15 protein-coding genes are annotated in these 18,698 nt (G+C 45.8%); 11 read left to right on the top strand and 4 right to left on the bottom strand.

Features of this window, described 5'->3' with window-relative positions; translation table 11 throughout:
- Nucleotides 1-7: 7 nt before the first annotated feature.
- Nucleotides 8-883: a LysR substrate-binding domain-containing protein gene (locus K5609_RS20780; RefSeq protein ID WP_221075292.1), complete on the bottom strand. Its 876-nt coding sequence runs from the start codon at nt 881-883 to the stop codon at nt 8-10.
- 105 nt (nt 884-988) lie between these two features.
- Between K5609_RS20780 and K5609_RS20785 the strand changes: the two genes are divergently transcribed.
- Nucleotides 989-1,606, top strand: a complete 618-nt coding sequence (locus K5609_RS20785) for a glutathione S-transferase family protein (protein WP_221075293.1) — start codon at nt 989-991, stop codon at nt 1,604-1,606.
- A gap of 49 nt (nt 1,607-1,655) precedes the next feature.
- On the opposite strand, the gene K5609_RS20790 is transcribed toward K5609_RS20785, so the two are convergent.
- Nucleotides 1,656-2,651 (bottom strand): NADP-dependent oxidoreductase, encoded by a 996-nt coding sequence (locus K5609_RS20790; protein ID WP_221075294.1) that lies wholly within the window; start codon nt 2,649-2,651, stop codon nt 1,656-1,658.
- A gap of 123 nt (nt 2,652-2,774) precedes the next feature.
- On the opposite strand from K5609_RS20790, the gene K5609_RS20795 reads away from it, so the two are divergent.
- From K5609_RS20795 to K5609_RS20840, 10 genes are all read left to right on the top strand, one after another.
- Nucleotides 2,775-3,674 (top strand): LysR family transcriptional regulator, encoded by a 900-nt coding sequence (locus K5609_RS20795; RefSeq protein ID WP_221075295.1) that lies wholly within the window; start codon nt 2,775-2,777, stop codon nt 3,672-3,674.
- Nucleotides 3,675-3,880: 206 nt separating this feature from the next.
- Entirely contained in the window at nt 3,881-4,990 is a 1,110-nt protein-coding gene (locus K5609_RS20800) for an ABC transporter ATP-binding protein (protein ID WP_221075296.1), read from the top strand.
- Nucleotides 4,991-5,008: 18 nt separating this feature from the next.
- Complete coding sequence (locus tag K5609_RS20805) at nt 5,009-6,055, top strand: ABC transporter substrate-binding protein (RefSeq protein ID WP_221075297.1); 1,047 nt, start codon at nt 5,009-5,011, stop codon at nt 6,053-6,055.
- 23 nt (nt 6,056-6,078) lie between these two features.
- The gene (locus K5609_RS20810; protein WP_221075298.1) at nt 6,079-7,320 is read left to right on the top strand and encodes an ABC transporter permease; all 1,242 of its coding nucleotides are present in this window, start codon (nt 6,079-6,081) and stop codon (nt 7,318-7,320) included.
- A gap of 2 nt (nt 7,321-7,322) precedes the next feature.
- Nucleotides 7,323-8,180: an ABC transporter permease gene (locus K5609_RS20815; protein WP_221075299.1), complete on the top strand. Its 858-nt coding sequence runs from the start codon at nt 7,323-7,325 to the stop codon at nt 8,178-8,180.
- Nucleotides 8,181-8,456: 276 nt separating this feature from the next.
- Nucleotides 8,457-9,185, top strand: coding sequence for a glutathione peroxidase (locus K5609_RS20820; protein WP_152785351.1), 729 nt, complete (start codon nt 8,457-8,459; stop codon nt 9,183-9,185).
- Nucleotides 9,186-9,256: 71 nt separating this feature from the next.
- On the top strand, nt 9,257-10,729 hold the full coding sequence (locus tag K5609_RS20825) for a dihydrolipoyl dehydrogenase (protein WP_221075300.1): 1,473 nt from the start codon (nt 9,257-9,259) through the stop codon (nt 10,727-10,729).
- 183 nt (nt 10,730-10,912) lie between these two features.
- Nucleotides 10,913-12,556 (top strand): GGDEF domain-containing protein, encoded by a 1,644-nt coding sequence (locus tag K5609_RS20830; protein WP_221075301.1) that lies wholly within the window; start codon nt 10,913-10,915, stop codon nt 12,554-12,556.
- A gap of 97 nt (nt 12,557-12,653) precedes the next feature.
- Nucleotides 12,654-13,847, top strand: a complete 1,194-nt coding sequence (gene fabV, locus K5609_RS20835) for an enoyl-ACP reductase FabV (protein ID WP_221075302.1) — start codon at nt 12,654-12,656, stop codon at nt 13,845-13,847.
- On the top strand, nt 13,844-14,254 hold the full coding sequence (locus K5609_RS20840) for a GNAT family N-acetyltransferase (RefSeq protein ID WP_221075303.1): 411 nt from the start codon (nt 13,844-13,846) through the stop codon (nt 14,252-14,254). The genes fabV and K5609_RS20840 overlap by 4 nt, the downstream gene beginning before the upstream one ends.
- 426 nt (nt 14,255-14,680) lie before the next feature.
- Here K5609_RS20840 and K5609_RS20845 read toward each other — a convergent pair whose 3' ends face one another.
- Both K5609_RS20845 and K5609_RS20850 read right to left on the bottom strand, forming a co-directional pair.
- Entirely contained in the window at nt 14,681-15,358 is a 678-nt protein-coding gene (locus K5609_RS20845; RefSeq protein ID WP_221077326.1) for a class I SAM-dependent methyltransferase, read from the bottom strand.
- A gap of 125 nt (nt 15,359-15,483) precedes the next feature.
- Nucleotides 15,484-18,651: an ABC transporter substrate binding protein gene (locus tag K5609_RS20850; RefSeq protein ID WP_221075304.1), complete on the bottom strand. Its 3,168-nt coding sequence runs from the start codon at nt 18,649-18,651 to the stop codon at nt 15,484-15,486.
- Between the last annotated feature and the right edge of the window lie 47 nt (nt 18,652-18,698).

Genomic DNA, 18,698 nt, shown 5'->3' on the forward strand with positions numbered 1-18,698 from the left:
TTCAACGTTATACCGCTTCAGCTGGCGTGTCTAATAAATAGGCGTCTTGCTGGCGAAACCGCTGACAAATTTGTTTAACTATGGCACTGCTACAAGCCGCATGGGGTTGGGTGGCAGCAACAACTACAATATCAATTGCTGGCAAGGGAGGCATTGTTTTAGCGCACAATTCTTGCAATTCCCCCTTGCTAGAACGCGCAAGTGCAGCTACGGCCAATCCTTGCGAGACTAATCCATACAAACCACTGTGATTGGCACTGGTTGCTAGCAGCCGATAAGGTACTTCGGCCTTGTCTAAGCCATCAATCGCACTAGCGTGAAATTTACAATCAGTTTCATACAAAGCCAAGGGTATAGGCCGCAGCAAGCTTAAATCGCGGCCTTTATGGCTAACCCATACACCTTGATCGTGACGTAACAAATACCCTTCATCACTATCGGGGCTGCGAGTAAGAATGGCCAAATCAAGCTCACCTTGGTCTAGGCTTTCTCTTAATTTAACACTGGGCGCAGCAGACAAGCGCAAACATAAATTAGGAATGGCTTGCTGCAGCAACTCACATAGCAGCGGTAATACCGACATGCTGTAGTCGTCGGGGCAGCCTATGCGTAGTTCTACTCTATCGTGACTATGCTTCATCTCAGTGACAGCTTGATCATGCAAGCTCACAATGCGCCGGGCATAACTGGCCAGGGCTTGCCCTGCCGGAGTGAGTACTAAACTGCGACCGTCCTTTTCGAATAGCGGGCTAGCGCTTTCTTGCTGCAACTTTTTCATTTGCGCACTAATCGCCGACTGGGTGCGAAAAGTTTGGCTGGCCGCACGCGTGAAGCTACCGCTCTCAACAAAAGCCACTAAGCTACGTAAAGCGTCAATATCCATTTCAACCCATCACCATCGTTAATAGTTGCCATCAAAAATAATCGTTATTCAAGACACAAGCAATCTGTCACATTAAAACCATCATCTAATTGGCAAGGAACAACTATGATTTTGCACGATTATTTACCTTCCGGAAATGGCTACAAGATTCGCCTATTGCTAAGCCTGCTAGGGCAAAACTACGGGCTTAAACACTATGACATTGTGAAAGGTGAAAGCCGCAGTGCTGAGTTTTTGTCGATGAATCCTAACGGTAAAATTCCGGTTCTAGAGCTAGATGATGGACGCTACTTAGCAGAATCTAATGCGGCCTTGTTTTATCTCGCTCAAGACTCAGCATTTTGGCCCGATGACAGCTGGCAACAAGCACAGGTGATTAGTTGGTTGAGCTTCGAGCAATATAGCCATGAGCCAAATATTGCTAGTCCCCGCTTTTGGCTGAGCCATGCTGGCATGACGCCCGAGCGCCAAGCTCAATTAGCCGATAAACAGCAGCAAGGTTACGCCGCATTGACGGTGATGGAACAACACCTCAAACAGCAAGACTATTTTGTAGCTAACCGGCTTACCATTGCAGATATAGCGCTATATGCCTATACCCATGTTGCCGAAGAAGGGGGATTTGATTTGCAGCAGTTTCCTGCGGTGCTTTCTTGGTTGCGGCGCATAGCCCAGCAAAATAACTACGTGAGCATTAACGATGATTCTGCGCTGATTAACTAACAGAGTAAAAAAGACCAAGCCGAGAGTCGGCTTGGTCAAACGCTTACGCTTACAATTTCACTAATAACTTGCCTTGGTTTTCACCGCTAAATAGCAAATTGATGCCCTCAATGGCTGAGTCTAAGCCCTCTAGAACATGTACTCGGTAACTCAATTTTCCAGCTTGCAGATAGCCGCTAACTTGTTGCATTAGCTGAGGAGCTTTGTCGAAATGGTCCGGCATAGTAAAGCCTTGAATCGACAAACGCTTTTTAACAATTGGGATCCAGTTAGGGCCAGCCGAAGGCTGCTCAGTGTTGTAATCAGAAATCATTCCACACACTACAACTCGGCCAAAAGCGTTCATGTTATCAATGGCAACTTGCTGAATCTCACCACCGGTATTCTCAAAATAAATGTCAACGCCATCAGGCGTTAGCTCCGCCACTTTCTCGGCAACATTATCGGTTTTGTAGTTTACCGCCCCATCAAAACCTAGCTCTTCCACCAGCCAACGGCATTTTTCATCGCTGCCAGCCACACCAACAACACGTAAACCTTCGGCCTTAGCAATTTGTCCAACCAAAGAGCCTACCGAACCAGCAGCGCCACTGACCAATAAGGTTTCACCGGCTTTGGGTTTAGCAATTTCCAGCAAGCCTTGAGCAGCAGTCATGCCCGGCAAGGCTAATACCGCTAGTACCGCTTCTGCTGGCAAACCAGGCGGAACAATATTCACTCCAGCACCAGAGCTTACAGCTTGCTCGGTCCAGCCAAACATTCCCATTACCGTAGCACCTACCGGAAATTGCGGATTACGCGACTCAACAACTTCACCAATTCCACTGGCACGCATTACCTCGTCTAGTGCTACCGGCGGAATATAACTATCGGTATCGGCGCTCATCCAACCGCGCATGGCAGGGTCTAGCGACATATGGGTTTGCTTAACCCGAAATTGGCCGTCTTGCAGCTCTTCAGCCACATGACTGCGGCTTTCAAAACAGCTGGCTTCAATATGGCTAAGAGGGCGCTTTACTAAATGAATCGACTGATAGCTTGACATGTGGGCATCCTTAAATGGGTGATCCGAGTAATTATTAACGGTTTGATTATAAATAAACTAACAAATAGGAATAAATAGCCCTTTAAGCTAAACTTTATTGCCTTTTAGACAAAAGTGAACCTGATGGATAAGTTACGCGCCCTACAATATTTTGCTCACCTTGCTGAATCTGGCAGCTTCACCAATACTGCCAATGCCTTTGATGTGCCGCCCTCTTCGGTATCTCGGCGAATTGCCGATTTAGAAGCGATGTTGAAGCAGCAGCTGCTGCATCGCAGTACTCGCCAAGTAAAATTGACCGAGTTGGGTGATTTATACTATCAACAAATATTGCCCGCGCTGCACAGCTTGAACGATGCTGAAGACTTACTTAAACAGCAGCAACAACACCCCAGCGGAATGCTATCTATCAGCGCCATGCCCAGCTACGGGGAGCTATGTTTAACACCGATATTGAGTGAATTTTCGCAACGTTACCCAGACATCGTGTTAGATCTGCACTTTAGTGATCAGTTAAGTAACTTGCGCCGCGACCAAATAGATATCGCAATTCGTGGCGGCACCGCACCCGACGAACGCATTGTTGCCAAAAAGCTCTCGAATAATCATTTTGTTTTGTGTGCTTCGCCAGAATATTTAGCGCGCAATGGCCAACCACAAAGCCCTCTCGAGCTTAATCAACACCCCAGCTTACGCTATCGAAGCCCAGAAAAAGTGCTGCCTTGGTTATATAAAGAACAACAAAAATGGCAAGAATTACATCCACCTATTCGCTTAATTAGCAATCATGGTACAAGCTTAGTCAACGCAGCCAAAAGTGGTGAGGGCATTGCTTTATTGCCAGAATGGGGAATTAGCCAACAGCTTGCCGAGGGCAGCTTAGTGGTATTTTCGGTCGGCCAAGATATTCGAGTATCGCCCGCGGAAGCCACTGGCATTTATCTTTTATACCAAGGGCTTAAGTATCAGATACCCAAAGTGAAAGTGGCTGTGGATTTTATCATTTCGCGCTTAATGCAATAGCCTAGTAGATATTCAGGCATGTTGAAGCAGCAGTAATGAGTTAAACCTTATTCTCTTAGTTATTCAGCATAATGTGCTGAGCTTATGACTAAGCTGTTCAAACTTTGCACTTTTCTCTGCAAACTTGTTTGTTAAGATAATGTTACGTTTGATTCTTGATTACATGGTCTACTTTTAGCAACAAGCCTTAACAAAAGGAACTGTTTATGGGCGAGCCGGTCAGTGACCAACAATATGTGCGCTTTGTTGACGTAAAAAAAAGCTACGATCAACGCAGCTTAGTGGTAAAAAACTTCAATCTAGATATTCGCAAAGGTGAGTTTGTTACCTTGCTTGGTCCTTCTGGTTCTGGCAAAACCACCTGTTTGATGATGCTAGCCGGTTTTGAAGATGTCACCAGCGGCCAAATATTGGTGAATGGCCAAGCCATTACTAACGTTGCTCCCTATAACCGAAACATCGGCATGGTGTTCCAACACTATGCACTCTTCCCCCATATGACAGTAGCCGAGAACCTCGCTTACCCTTTGGTAGTTCGTAAACTCCCCAAAGAAGAAATCAGCCGCAGAGTGGCTGAGTCTCTAGCCTTAGTAGAGCTAGACAGCTTTGGCAAACGCTACCCAGGACATTTGTCCGGAGGCCAGAAGCAACGGGTAGCACTGGCGCGCTCGCTGATTTTTGAACCTTCGATTGTATTGATGGATGAGCCACTGGGCGCTTTAGACAAAAACCTTCGCGAACAAATGCAGCTAGAAATTAAACGCTTACACGAAGCCATCGGCTTTACCGCTATTTATGTTACTCATGATCAAACCGAAGCCCTCACTATGTCTGATCGCATCGCCGTGTTTAACGATGGCGTCGTGCAGCAATGTGCTGCACCAGATGTGCTGTATGAGCGCCCTGAGAATGCTTTTGTTGCTGACTTTATCGGTGAAAACAACCACCTAAAAGGCAAGGTACTTAATCGCGCTCAAGGCTTAGCTAAAGTAGAACTAAGTGATGGCAGCGTTGTAAGCGGCCAAGCCATGGATTGCCCCGAATCAGGCAATGCCTGCGTATTGGCGGTACGCCCCGAAAACTTATTTATTGAAAGCGATAAACATCGCTTTGATAACCGAATTGAAGCAGAGTTTATTACGCGCCTCTATGTAGGCGACTTTATTCGCTACTTCTTTAAACTTCGTGACAAGACTGAGCTGATGGTAAAAGTGCTCAACGATCACGACGCTCCACAAATTGCCGCTGGCACAATTACTAAACTAACGTGGTCCGTTAATGACGGGTTAGCTTTTAATCCACCCCCAAGCTCTTAATGGTAAAGGATGATACCTATGAAACGTTTACTCTCAGTTATTGCTCTCGCCTCGGCCTGTAGCATTGCTAATGCCGAACAACTCACCGCCGTATCTTTTGGTGGTGCTTATGGCGCGGCCCAGCAGAAACACATGCTGGACCCCTTCATGAAAGAAACAGGCCACAAAATCCTATTTGAAAACTACTCCGGTGGGATTGCCGAGATAAAAGCCCAAGTTGAGAGTGGTAACATTCTTTGGGATGTAATCGACGTAGAGGTGATTGACCTTGAACGCGCTTGTTCTGAAGGTTTATTGGAAGTAATTGACCACGACAGCCTGCCACCAGGTGACGACGGCGTACCTGCAGCTAAAGACTTCAGCGAAGCAGCCTTAGCCAATGAATGTGGTGTAGGTAACATTGTGTGGACGGTACTTTTTGCCTACAACAATGACACCATTAAAGGTGGCCAACCTAGCTCTATTGCTGACTTCTTCGATACTAAAACCTACCCAGGTAAACGCGCTTTACGCAAACGCCCTCAGGTAAACATGGAATGGGCACTGATCGCCGATGGCGTGCCAAAAGAGCAAGTTTATGAAGTATTAGAAACCGACGAAGGCCAAGCTCGCGCCTTTGCCAAGCTCGCCACTATTGCCGACGATATTGTTTGGTTCGACAGCTGGTCACAAGCACCACAACTGCTAAATGACGGCGGCGCAGTCATGGTTCAATCCGCTAATGGGCGGATCTTTGATGCCATTCAAAGTGAAGGAAAACCCTTTGAAATGGTTTGGGATGCTCACCTTTACGACTTAGACGTTTGGGCCATTGTAAAAGGCACCAAGAAAAAAGACCTAGCCATGGAATTCATCCGCTTCGCTACTAGCTCAAAACCGTTGAGTGGCATGCCTGAAGTGGCTTACGGACCAACCCGTAACTCTTCTTACGCTTACGTCGATAAAGCGGTTATTCCTAAATTACCTTCTTCTCACTTAGATGAGGGCCTAAAAGCCTCTGGTGAGTTTTGGGCTGATTATGGTGAATCTTTAGGCGAGAAGTTTAACGAGTGGCTGCTTAAATAGCAGCAACGTAGTTAGAGGTGAAGATGGATAACAACAGTCTCAGCGTAGAAGAAATACTCCAGAGCAAACGCTTGCTTAAACGCAAGAAGCGGATGTTGCTGGCATTTACCATGCCGCTGTTGATATTTGTCTTCATCACCTTTATTTCGCCCATTGCCACTATGCTCTATCGTAGTGTTTACCACCCTACGGTAAGCCAACTTATCCCCTTGAGCTTGGCAGAGTTAAACACTTGGGATGAAGCCGGCGACCAGTTACCCAACAGCCAAGCGCTCAAACAATTTGCCATTGAGCTTCAAGGGCTCTCTAAAGAGCGCTTATCAGGAAAACTTGCCGAAGAAATCAACCGACTCAAACCCGGCAGTTCTAGCTTAATTAAATCTAGTGCCAGAAAGCTCAAGAAAAAGTCGCTAGAAGAATTACAGCAAAATGGTGATACCTTGCTGCTTGGCTACTCCAAAAAGTGGCAGGACATAAACCTATGGCGAGCGATGAAGCGGGCCGGACAAGCCTTTACCGATAGTTACTACCTCACGACCTTTGATTTAAAACGTAATGCAGCTGGCGAGATTGAGCAGCGAGATACCCAGATTTACTTAAAGCTGTATTGGAAGAGCTTAAAAATAGCGTTAATTATTACCTTTCTCACAGCGTTGCTAGCCTATCCCTTGGCTTACTACTTGGCCAACGCGCCAAGCAAAATAGCTAATCGTTTAATGGTATTGGTATTGCTGCCTTTTTGGACCTCACTGCTGGTTCGCACCACTTCTTGGATAGCCATATTGCAAACCAACGGCGTGGTTAACTCCACATTGCAGGCACTAGGGTTGATAGATGAGCCCTTTGAGATGCTTTACACCCAGTTCGCTACAGTTATTGCTATGACTCACATATTACTGCCATTTATGATTTTACCTTTGTATAGCGTGATGAAAAATATCGACCCGAGTTATTTTCGTGCAGCACTTTCCCTAGGAGCTCGACCTGTGCCTGCATTTGTAAAAATTTACCTACCAATGACCATTCCCGGGGTAAGTGCCGGCGCCTTGTTGGTATTCATTATTTCCATTGGCTACTACATTACTCCAGCGATAGTAGGCGGCACCGAAGGACAGATGATCTCAAACATTATTGCCTTCCATATGCAGTCCTCGAATAACTGGGAACTAGCTGCAGCGTTGGGGTCACTATTGTTGGCCTTAATCATTGCCCTATATTGGCTTTACGACCGCTTTGTGGGCGTAAATAACATTAAGTTGGGCTAAGCATGAAAAGTTATCCAAAGTATTTCACCTTTTGGCACATCTTGGCACACTACGGTTTACGCTTTTGCTCACTGCTAGTGTTGGCTTTTTTAATGCTGCCGATTTTGGTGATCATTCCGCTGTCATTTAACGTAGAGCCCTTTTTCAGCTTTACCGAAGGCATGTTAGCCTTAGAACCCGAAGCTTACTCGCTAAAATGGTATGCCGAGATTTGGCATGACGATAAGTGGCTACTGGCGATTAAAAATAGCTTCTTCATTGGAATTTGTGCCACTTTAATTGCCACGGTATTAGGTACCTTAGCGGCCATTGGCCTTAGCAACCCAGCCATGCCTTGGCAAAAATTGTGGATGGCTATTTTGCTTTCGCCGATGATTGTGCCGCTGATTATCACCGCAGCTGGGATGTACTTCTTTTATAGCCAGCTTAACTTGGCCGGATCTTACCTCGGGGTTATTTTAGCCCACGCCGCTTTAGGTACTCCCTTTGTATTAATCACTGTAAATGCAGCACTGTCTGGCTTTGACTATTCCTTAGTAAACGCCTCGCTAGGCCTAGGCGCGCGCCCACTCACAACCTTTTTTAAGGTGATTATGCCGCTAATCCGCCCGGGGGTAATATCTGGCGCCCTGTTTGCCTTTATCACCTCGTTTGATGAAGTGGTGGTGGTATTGTTTTTAGCTGGGCCAGAGCAGCGAACCATTCCTCGGCAAATGTTCTCTGGTTTACGCGAGCAAATTAACCCTACCATTTTGGCCGTTGCCACATTACTCATCGTAATTTCAGCCATGCTGCTATTTACCATTGAGTATTTACGTGCTCGCAGCGAGCGGATTCAAAGCGGTGAGCTAGACAGCTAAGGCTAATCATTACAAGACCTTAGCTACCCTCTTTTATCCATGAGCGAGTGGCACCAATAAATTGATCATAAACAAGCTATTCACGACTATCTTCTAATCTAACTCCCTATATTCACGTTTTAGCACCTATTATTGCTGTGCTAATTCTTTGAACTTAATTTTTAATAGCAATCACCTATCATAAAGATAGATTCAATTGCTTTTACAAATCACTGCGAAAAATTGATACTAGACCCATCAAACGAACACACCTTATTAGAGTTTACGGAGAAAGATATGTTAGAGAATCGCGAAGGCCAAAATGTACCAAGTGTTACTTTTCATACTCGTCAAAACGACGCTTGGGTAGACATTACTACAGAGCAGTTATTCAAAGATAAAACCGTGGTTGTTTTTGCCCTACCAGGTGCATTTACACCAACTTGTTCATCAACACACTTACCACGCTACAACGAGCTAGCTGGTGTACTAAAAGAAAATGGCGTTGATGAAATTGTATGTTTAAGTGTTAACGACACCTTTGTAATGAATGCATGGTTAGCAGACCAAGAAGCTGAAAACATTACGGTAATTCCAGACGGAAACGGTGAGTTTAGCGAAGGCATGGGCATGCTAGTGGGCAAAAACGACTTAGGTTTTGGCAAACGCAGCTGGCGCTACTCTATGTTGGTGAAAAACGGCGTTATCGAAAAAATGTTTATTGAGCCAGATGTAGCGGGCGACCCGTTTGAAGTATCAGATGCCGACACCATGCTTAACTACATTAATGCCGACGCTAAAAAGCCTTCTGCGATTAGTGTATTTAGCAAGCCTGGTTGTCCTTTCTGTGCCAAAGCTAAGCAATTATTACATGATAAAGGCATGGCATTTGAAGAAGTAATCTTGGGCACCGACGCCACTAGCGTAAGCCTTAAAGCCATTAGCGGCCGCAGCACTGTTCCACAAGTATTTGTAGACGGTAAACACATTGGCGGTAGTGAAGAGCTAGAAGCTTACTTAGCTTAAGCAATAAAAATTCAGGCGAGACGGTCTACTCGCCTGAACAACCCAATTCGCAGGTTTCAAAGGTAGTTATCATGTCAAATTCAGAAGTTACGCAGTCTGTAGATGTAGCCATTATTGGCGGCGGAACCGCAGGTTTAGCCGCATACCGCGCCGCAAAAGAGCATACCGATTCGGTATTGATGATCGAAGCAGGTCCTTACGGCACCACTTGTGCACGTGTGGGCTGTATGCCAAGTAAGTTGCTTATTGCAGCAGCCGAGAATGCCCATCAATATGAAAAGTCGGCCCAGTTTGGGGTTAACTTAGGTAAACCGCAGATTGACGGTCACGCCGTAATGCAACGAGTAAAGTCTGAACGGGACCGCTTTGTTGGCTTTGTATTAGAGTCTGTTGAAGGCATTGATGTACAGCATAAACTTGATGGCTACGCTGAATTTGTAAACCAAAACCAACTAAGCGTTAAACATAGCGACGGTTCAACAAGCCTTGTTGAAGCTAAACGCATTGTAATCGCCAGTGGCTCGCGCCCTGCTTTTCCAGCTCCTTGGGCTGAATTAGGTGACCGCTTATTGGTAAACGATGACATTTTTGAATGGGATACCTTACCAGAGTCAATTGCGGTATTTGGCCCAGGCGTTATTGGTCTAGAGCTTGGCCAAGCACTGCACCGCTTAGGTGTTAAGGTATTGATGTTTGGTGTGGGTGGCGCAGTAGGCCCATTAACCGACCCAACCTTAACTGATTATGCCAACACCACTTACGCCGAAGAGTTCTATTTAGATTCAGACGCTAAGGTTGAGTTAATTGAGCGCAGTGAAAATGGGGTCAAGCTTCGCTATATCGATAAACAAGGTACAACAGTTGAAACTGAAGTTGATTACCTAGTTGCTGCTACTGGGCGCAGACCAAATACCGATAAACTGGGTTTAGATAAACTGGATATACAGCTTGATGAACGCGGTGTGCCGGTTGCCGACCACTACACTTTGCAAACATCGATAAGCCATATTTTTATTGCTGGTGACGCTAGCAACCAGATCCCTCTGCTGCACGAGGCCGCCGACCAAGGCAAAATTGCTGGCGATAACGCCGGACGTTGTAAAGAAGTTCGCGCTGGTTTACGCCGAACTCCAATAGCGGCAGTATTTAGCGACCCGCAAATTGCTATGGTGGGTGAGAGCTACCGTGATATTGAGAAACGCTTAGGCTCTTGTGGCTGTTTTGAAATTGGCGAAGTAAGTTTTGAAAACCAAGGCCGCAGCCGAGTAATGCTAGTCAACAAGGGCATCGCCCACTTGTACGGCGAACAAGGCACCGGACGCTTTTTGGGCGCAGAAATCATTGGTCCAAATGCAGAGCACTTAGCCCACTTACTGGCTTGGGCGCATCAAGCCAAAATGACGGTTTCGCAAATGCTGGATATGCCGTTTTACCACCCAGTGATTGAAGAAGGGGTGCGCACCGCACTACGTGACTTAAATGCTAAGTTGCACCTAGGTCCAGAAATGATCGACGCCTGCATGGAATGTGGTGTAGGTAGCTAAAATTTTATAAGGCTCTACAACAAGCCCCGTGGTTAGCTGCCATGGGGCTTGTTTATTTAAGTGACTAAAAAATCAATAAATATGTTAGCATTCAACAATTGCCAACAAAGCTTATCATTGGATGTGGTTTGCTCTATGCTATTTACAGCTTTGTTGAAACAAGGATGAACGATACAAACGCTTATGTCTGCTTTTAGATTTTTTATTAGCTTAGCTCTAAGTTACTTTTTGGTTTGTTATAACTTGGCTTTTGCTGCCGATGTGAACAGCAGTTCCCAGCAAATATATTTAGCCGAAGACCAACAAGTACTGCCACACCGCTACAGCGATATTCCCAGCTGGCTAAACAAATTAAGCCAAGTTGACCGCGTGAAACTAAGCGGTGGAAGCTATTGGTTAGTAAAAAAGATTAATATCTCTCAGCCTAATCAATGGATAGCCAGCGTAGACGGTCCGGTTATCGAGAACATAGATTACTACCTTTATTCAGAAGGTAACCAGATGCGCCACCTTAGCAGCGGCTACTTGCATCCTTACGAATACTTATTTAGCTACGCTCGCCACATCGATACCCCAAGCCTCGGCGGCTATTGGCTAATCACCCGAATTTCTAGCCAATATTATACCGAGCAGCCACAGCTCAGCTTTGGCCATAAGTCAGACATGAGCCAACTCTATCATTGGCGAGCCAGTGTAATTACCTTGTGCTTAGGCGGCTTACTGATCTTAGCCATATACAATGGTGCGGTAGGACTAGTGCAGCAAGATAGAGTATTTGCCTACTTCAGCGGCTACTTATTTGCTATCACTCTGGCTTTGGCTCTGGTTTTTCATGTTGCAGCCCATTTACTGCAGCTACGTATTACCCAACTACACCTATTACCAGTGCTGCTAATCCCGATATTTAGCGTATTGTTTTACTGCCGCTTTCTCAATCTTCAACAACATGCTCCACGCTTATTACTAGCCAGCCGCTACTTAATTGCGCTGTGCCTTTTCAGCATTCCGGTGGCGGTTATTTGGGTGAACTGGGCGGTGATTCTGGTGTACTGCGTCATTTTGCTTTGGATAGTTTTAGCCCTAGCAAGCGCCTTTCAATGCTGGCGTCAAGGTTCCAAACAAGCCCAGTTGTTCATACTATCAACCCTGCTGCTGCTAATACCTGCCTTACTATTGGCGATGGCCGTAGTACCTAAAAACACCACAACATTGTTAGCAGCCGACTTATCCATTCTATTGAGCTGCATACTTAGTACCCTGTTTATGTCACTGGCCCTGCACTATAAGTTTAAGCGTCTCACGCTGGAGTCATTATTGGTTGCTCAACAGTTAAATGAAGAGCGAGATGCAGCACGCCTAGACGCCTTAACAGGCTTAAATAATCGCTATGCCTTTAACGAGTTTGTGAGCAGCATTGAATTTGGAGAAGAGCATCACACCAGCCTCGCCTTGGTGGATATTGATTATCTGAAAAGCATTAATGACCATGCTGGCCATCAAGAAGGCGACAAGTTAATTAAGTTAGTAGCAGAAGCCCTCAACATGGTGCTCAGCGACAAAGTTAAACTTTATCGGATTGGCGGCGATGAGTTTGCAGCTTTTTCAGACAGCTTGTCTTGCAGTGAAATTGACGAAAAACTGGCAATTGCCGACAAAATCATTCAACTCAATGGCACCGCGCAAAGTGGTATCAGTTTCGGCAGCGCCAGCACCGACGATTGCGAAGATGCCGAGCAATTATTTTACCGAGCAGACATGACCATGTACCAACAAAAAGCACAGCGCAAACGCAAAACCAAGCTAGTGGCGCTTAATCAACAGCCCTAAAGCTGTCATAGGATTCGAGCGTTAGCTTGATATGGTGTAACTTACTGGTTTAGATCATCCACTACACTTGTTGCATCACTTTTTCATGGAGTCGACCATGCTTATTTCTCCGCAATTAAGCGGCAATATCGCTCGCAATTGTCACCCACCAGGTTGTAAAGCCTATCTGCAACAACAGGCCGAGTATATTCAGCAACAAGCGCCGATAAACGGCGCTAAAAAAGTGCTAATTTTGGGTGCCTCTTCTGGTTTTGGACTAGCGTCTCGCTTGAGCTTAGCCTTAGGAGGAGGAGCTGATACCATTGGCGTTTCTTTTGAGCGCGGCCCTAATGAAAAAGGGCTTGGTAGCGCAGGCTGGTACAACAATATTTTCTGCAAAGAACTCGCCGAGCAAAAGGGCTTAATCGCCAAAAACTTTATTGGTGACGCTTTTGACCCAGCCATGCGCAGCCAAGTGATTGATTTCATCAAACAAGAATTTGCTGGCAAAGTCGATTTAGTGATCTATAGCTTGGCCACTGGCAAACGTAAGACCGAATCAGGCCAATGGCAATCGGTACTCAAAACCACCGACAAACCACTCCATGGCCTTAGCATTAATTTAGAAACCGAGCAGTTGGAGCCTCAAACTGTTGAATTAGCCTCAGCCGACGAGGTAGAAGCCACGACCAAGGTAATGGGTGGTGATGAATGGCGAAACTGGATCGATGCCTTGCAACAGGCCGAGGTACTTGCGCCAACCTGTAAAACCATTGCCTATTCCTACGTGGGCCCAGAGCGCACTGCCGCGATATATCGCGATGGCACCATTGGTCGAGCCAAGCAACACTTACATGTAACCGCACAGGAACTAAATAAGCAACTGCAAACCCAAGTCGGCGGCAATGCCTATGCTTGTGTGTGTAAAGCCTTAGTGACTAAAGCCAGTGTGTATATCCCTGTAATGTCTCCTTACATTGCGCTGCTTTATCAAGTGATGAAAGAGCAGCAAACTCATGAAGAGTGCATTGAGCAAGCTTACCGTTTATTTAGCCAGCACCTTTACCCAAGTGGTGGACAAGTGCGCTTAGACGAGTTCAACCAGCTGCGCATCGACGACTTAGAACTGAGTCCGCAAGTGCAGCAGGAGATAGACTCACGCTACCCCTGCATTACTGCCGACAACTTCAAAAGCACCACCGATTTTACCGGCTATAAAACAGCATTCTTGCGGCTAAATGGCTTTGCTGTAGATGGGGTAGACTATCAAGTACCTTGTGATATTGAGGCCTTAAGCCAGCTCAAACCATGATAGACATTCAAACAATTAGCGCAGAACAAACCCTAGCAATTCGCCAACAAGTGTTATGGCCAGAGCACGATCAGGCTTTTTGCCGCGTCGCTGAAGATGAACAGGGTGAGCATTATGGCGCTTACCTTAATGGCGAACTAATTATGGTGGCTTCGCTTTTTGTAAAGCAAACCAGTATTCGCCTACGTAAATTTGCCTGCTTACCCCAGCATCAAGGTAAAGGGTATGGAAGCTATATGCTTAACTACTTGGTAGAGCAACAAAAGGGTAGGCCATTAACTAAGTTTTGGTTTGATGCCCGCTGCAGCGCTATTAGCTTTTATCAGGGTTTAGGTTTTTTAGTGACTAGCGAAGCCTTTGATAAACACGGCGTTGCCTACGTAAAAATGGCAAAAAACCTTAAGTAAAAAAACCTTCCACAAATTGCAGGCGAAAAAAAAGGAGAAGCAATGGCTTCTCCAATTTTTCTGTCGGTCAACAAAGGTCAGATCTTATTTCTTTCGATATCGCTCCAATCCTTGGAACGATGGAAATAGAGTAATGATAGCGTTTTCTTGATGCAAGCATTTTCCCAGTCAATCACAAGAAACTAGATCGAGCTCACTTAAATCAAAGCCATCCGTGATCTGGATCAAAGAATTGGCGCATTCAGTCTTGATGGTGCTCTAAACCACTGTTTTTAATGATTAATAGCTAATACGGGCCAATAATCAGCGGCCCAAAACCTTCGACAAATAGACGCAAAAAATTGAGCAATATCAAGGGATAAAACGATTATACAAGTGGCTTTATCACTTACCAGCGCGACCGAATCGCAGTTAGCAAGCAAGCGACTAAATCAGTGAATAAATATCGAAACGGTGGGTTTTAGTACTTAAATGATTATGGGCAACTTTACCTGCTAGAGGTTCTGCATAGCTGGGCCTTTTTACCACTACTCGTTTTTGCGCAACCTTTAAAGCTTGTTCTAACAGCAAGTCAGCGTCTAAGTCGGCTCCAACCAGTAGCTGAAAAACCCGCATTTCTTTTTTTACTTGAGCCGACTTTTTACGATGCGGATACATCGGATCGAGGTAGACCACATCGGCTTGCAAGTTCTGTTGTGCGAGATCGTCAATGCTGCTGGCGTAAATTAAACGCATACGTTGGCCAACCCATTGGCCAATATCGGCATCGGCTTTAGCCCGCCGTAAGCCATCGCCCAGCAAGGCGGCAACCCAAGGGGAGCGCTCCAGCATAGTCACTTCGCAGCCTAGATTGGCTAATACAAACGCATCTCTGCCTAAACCCGCCGTGCCATCGATGACACTGGGGCGCTGACCTTTTTTTACGCCAACCGCTTTACTCACTGCTTCTGCACCACCATATTGACGACGATGGGCAACCCGACCAGCTAGAAAGTCAACTTTAACATCGCCCAACTTAGCCTCATCGCAGTAGCGCAGGGCTAAGCATTCGCCATCAAGTACCAAACAAAAACCGGTTTCTGGCAGCTGTTCGCATGGCTGCATAGCAAAGCGCTCAATTAAGCTATTGGCGTAGTCAGTGTCGGCGGATTGCTCACAATACAAACGTGGCTGCTGGCTGTCCAAGGCTGGGCTCCATAAAGAAATAAAACAAGTTTAACAGATGATGCTTAGTTCAAAACCAGCATCTCAATGGGAACGGGTTTGCCAAAATGATAACCCTGAGCAAAATCGACACCAATTTCAGCCAATACCTTGTTGATAGCCTCGTTCTCAACAAACTCTGCAATGGTCTTTTTACCCATCACGTGAGACATCTGATTAATGCTTTTTACGATGGCTGCATCCATATGATCGTTTTCTAAATCACGAATGAAAATGCCATCAATTTTGAGGTAATCGATGGGCAAGTTTTTCAAATAGCCAAAGGATGATAACCCTGAGCCAAAATCGTCGAGTGCAATTTTACAGCCCAATTTGCGTACCTTGTTAAAGAACTCGGTGGCAACATCTAAATTAGCAATAGCCACGGTTTCGGTGGTCTCGAAGCATAGCTTGTTCATTGGCAGCGCACTATCTTCCAAGGTTTGTAGCAGCCAAGCTACAAACTCAGCGCTGCCTAAAGACTGCCCAGAAAGATTCATTGAGCACATGTTAAGACGGGTTAAATGCCCGGGGTTTTCTGATAGCCACTGCAATGTTTTTTGAATCACAACTCGGTCAATTTGATCAGCTAAGTTGTAGTTTTCTGCCGCCGGTAAAAACGCCCCAGGAGGCACCACTCGGCCTTCTTCGTCAATCATTCTTAATAGTACTTCGTAGTGGAGGTAATCACTCTCACTCGGTTTAACTGGTACAATAGCTTGCGCGTACAATAAGAAACGTTCTTCACGCAGCGCTTTTTGAATACGGGTTACCCACTCCATCTGCCCTTGACGCTCAAGCAACATCTGGTCGTCCATTTGATATAAATAAACGCGGCTACGGCCTAGCGATTTTGCGGTGAAACAAGCGTTATCAGCTTGTGCTAATACTTCTTGAGAAGAACCTTGCTGCTGCTGGAACAGCGTTACGCCGATGCTGCAACCAAAGCTGAACATCCGCTCATCGCGCACGTAGTGCGTATCGTTTAACCGATCAATCACCAAGTTAGCGAAATCTAGGCTGCCTTGCTGCGAGCTGTCTTCGAGCAAAATGGCAAACTCATCGCTTCCCAAACGAGCCACCACGGCAGATTCAGGGATCATTTGTTCCAATACTCCGGCTACCTGCTTCAAGGCCTGATCGCCCGAGCCATGGCCAAAGGTATCGTTAATTACTTTAAACTGGGCCAAATCAATAAATAGCAAAGCATGCTGCTGCTCTTGCAAGTGCGAGGAGTTAAGCAGCAGCTCTAAGCGGCGCTCAAAGAACCCTCGATTATAAATGCCGGTGAGTAAATCAAAGTTAGCATGAAAATCCAGTTCTTCGGCCAAGCTGCGGGTGGCGGTTATGTCTTCACATACCAGCATGAACAAGTCTTCTTCAGCCATGCGTACAAAAGACTCTTTAAACCAAAGCTGTTTATTGTCACTGTTGTGGTAAGCAATTTGTCGAGTAACTTTGTTAGTACCAACCCCTTCTAGATACTCTAATAGAGATACTTGCTGGGCGTGTTCGGCATACAAACTGCGCAGTTGCGACAACTCAAGCTGTTTTTTAGACATACCAAGATGCTTAGCGGCCACTTGGTTACAACAAACAATCACCCCCAGACGATTGACTAACATCAACAAGGCTGGACTCTGCTCAAACAATAGGCGGTAGTGTTGCTCACTTTGCTTAAGCTGGCGATGTTCTAATTGAATTAACTCTAAATCTCGCAACTCGAGCAATACTTGTTCAACAATACCGTTGGTGGCGCTTTGTGGAGTTAGCGCAAAATCATAAAGTACATTTCGGTTCTCAAGGTTTAGCTCCGCTTGAAAACGGACTTTTTCACCGGCTAAGCTTTTTGCAATTGCATCACGAAGTTGTTGTTTCAATGGCGCTTGGTGTTGCCAAACGTGGCTATCGAGCAAAGAATTTCCAACAATGAAATTAGCCCGCTCTCCCAGCAAATCACCTAAGGCTTGATTTAATAGCTGCACATGACCATTTTCATCAAGCAATGCGCTGGCTTGCTCGGTAAAAGTAAATACAGACTGCAAATTTTGCTCATGCTCAGCTAATTCACGTTGGGTGCGGGTTAAGGCTCGCCAAACCCCGTAAATCGCCAAACCAGCAAGTAACAAAGTAATGCCCACCAGCAAAGCGCCTTGATAACGCTGTGGCAAAGTTTTATAGGCTTGCTGATTAAGAAAACGACTATTCTCGGCCAAGTTACCACGCGATACCTTCCAACGAACCAGCTGCTTATTATCAAACAAATAGGTTTGAGGACCTCGGGCACTAATGGCAATGTCGCGTACATCTGTACCTTGCAGCACTTGTAACACGGTGTCACCAAGTGCCTGACCCAATGGTTGCGGCAAACTAACAAAACCACCCACCGCACCATTACCTATCGCATGCTGCCATAGGCTATAAATAGGTGCTCTAGACACCATAGATAAAGACTGAACAGCTTGTTCTGTAAGCTGGGTATTACCTATTTGCGATTGCTGTAGAGCCCCCAACAATACTGCTTGCTTGGCACTTAACAGCGAGGTTTTTGCTTTTACTTCTTCGTAGTCTTGGTCTTGCCAAAGTGTATAAGGGATAGCAAATTGCTCAGCCAACTGCACAAATTCTTTGGTAATGTCTCTGCTAGCGGCACTATCGTCTACTAGTAAGTGAATGGCTTCTAAATCTGGAATTAGTTGGCGAATAAGCAACAGGTTTTCGCGCATTGGCAGCTGCTCGTGAATACCGGTTATCCGCCGCTCTCTTGGCCCCATGTAAGCTGAAAGGTCTGCACCCGCTGCCACGATAGGCGCTTGCAGTACCGCCTCATCTTGCAGGGCTAAAGCAGTGTGTAAGGCTTGTTCGCCCACCGTCACCACTAAATCAAATTGGTAATAAAGAATGATTTCATTGAGTAAATCGAATTGGGCTAAACGATAGCTAGGGTCTTGCGAAGGGCTTGGCTCTATTCGGTGATTAAACAACCACACAGAACGATTACCCACTTGTTGGCGCAAGCCTCTATCAAAGCTGGCATCCCACTGTAATCCAGCAGGATAAGAGTTGAGCATTAATACCCGAGCGGTGCGCGCTTCTGCGTTTAACGACAACAGCGCTAAACTCAGCAACACCAGCAGCAAAATTGGCTTAAACACCTTAATCAGTGAATAGACTCTTATTAATGAATTACTCACAAAAATAAACGGCCACCCTTCACATTTATCACCAATTATTAAGCCTT

Source organism: Agarivorans aestuarii (genome assembly GCF_019670125.1).
GTDB classification, from domain to species: domain Bacteria; phylum Pseudomonadota; class Gammaproteobacteria; order Enterobacterales; family Celerinatantimonadaceae; genus Agarivorans; species Agarivorans aestuarii.

What these genes read in the sequence shown, in the direction of transcription:
- K5609_RS20780 (WP_221075292.1), bottom strand. Translation starts at nt 883, where the DNA reads ATGGATATTGACGCTTTACGTAGCTTAGTGGCTTTTGTTGAGAGCGGT.
- K5609_RS20785 (WP_221075293.1), top strand. Translation starts at nt 989, where the DNA reads ATGATTTTGCACGATTATTTACCTTCCGGAAATGGCTACAAGATTCGC.
- K5609_RS20790 (WP_221075294.1), bottom strand. Translation starts at nt 2,651, where the DNA reads ATGTCAAGCTATCAGTCGATTCATTTAGTAAAGCGCCCTCTTAGCCAT.
- K5609_RS20795 (WP_221075295.1), top strand. Translation starts at nt 2,775, where the DNA reads ATGGATAAGTTACGCGCCCTACAATATTTTGCTCACCTTGCTGAATCT.
- K5609_RS20800 (WP_221075296.1), top strand. Translation starts at nt 3,881, where the DNA reads ATGGGCGAGCCGGTCAGTGACCAACAATATGTGCGCTTTGTTGACGTA.
- K5609_RS20805 (WP_221075297.1), top strand. Translation starts at nt 5,009, where the DNA reads ATGAAACGTTTACTCTCAGTTATTGCTCTCGCCTCGGCCTGTAGCATT.
- K5609_RS20810 (WP_221075298.1), top strand. Translation starts at nt 6,079, where the DNA reads ATGGATAACAACAGTCTCAGCGTAGAAGAAATACTCCAGAGCAAACGC.
- K5609_RS20815 (WP_221075299.1), top strand. Translation starts at nt 7,323, where the DNA reads ATGAAAAGTTATCCAAAGTATTTCACCTTTTGGCACATCTTGGCACAC.
- K5609_RS20820 (WP_152785351.1), top strand. Translation starts at nt 8,457, where the DNA reads ATGTTAGAGAATCGCGAAGGCCAAAATGTACCAAGTGTTACTTTTCAT.
- K5609_RS20825 (WP_221075300.1), top strand. Translation starts at nt 9,257, where the DNA reads ATGTCAAATTCAGAAGTTACGCAGTCTGTAGATGTAGCCATTATTGGC.
- K5609_RS20830 (WP_221075301.1), top strand. Translation starts at nt 10,913, where the DNA reads ATGTCTGCTTTTAGATTTTTTATTAGCTTAGCTCTAAGTTACTTTTTG.
- fabV (WP_221075302.1), top strand. Translation starts at nt 12,654, where the DNA reads ATGCTTATTTCTCCGCAATTAAGCGGCAATATCGCTCGCAATTGTCAC.
- K5609_RS20840 (WP_221075303.1), top strand. Translation starts at nt 13,844, where the DNA reads ATGATAGACATTCAAACAATTAGCGCAGAACAAACCCTAGCAATTCGC.
- K5609_RS20845 (WP_221077326.1), bottom strand. Translation starts at nt 15,358, where the DNA reads ATGCAGCCATGCGAACAGCTGCCAGAAACCGGTTTTTGTTTGGTACTT.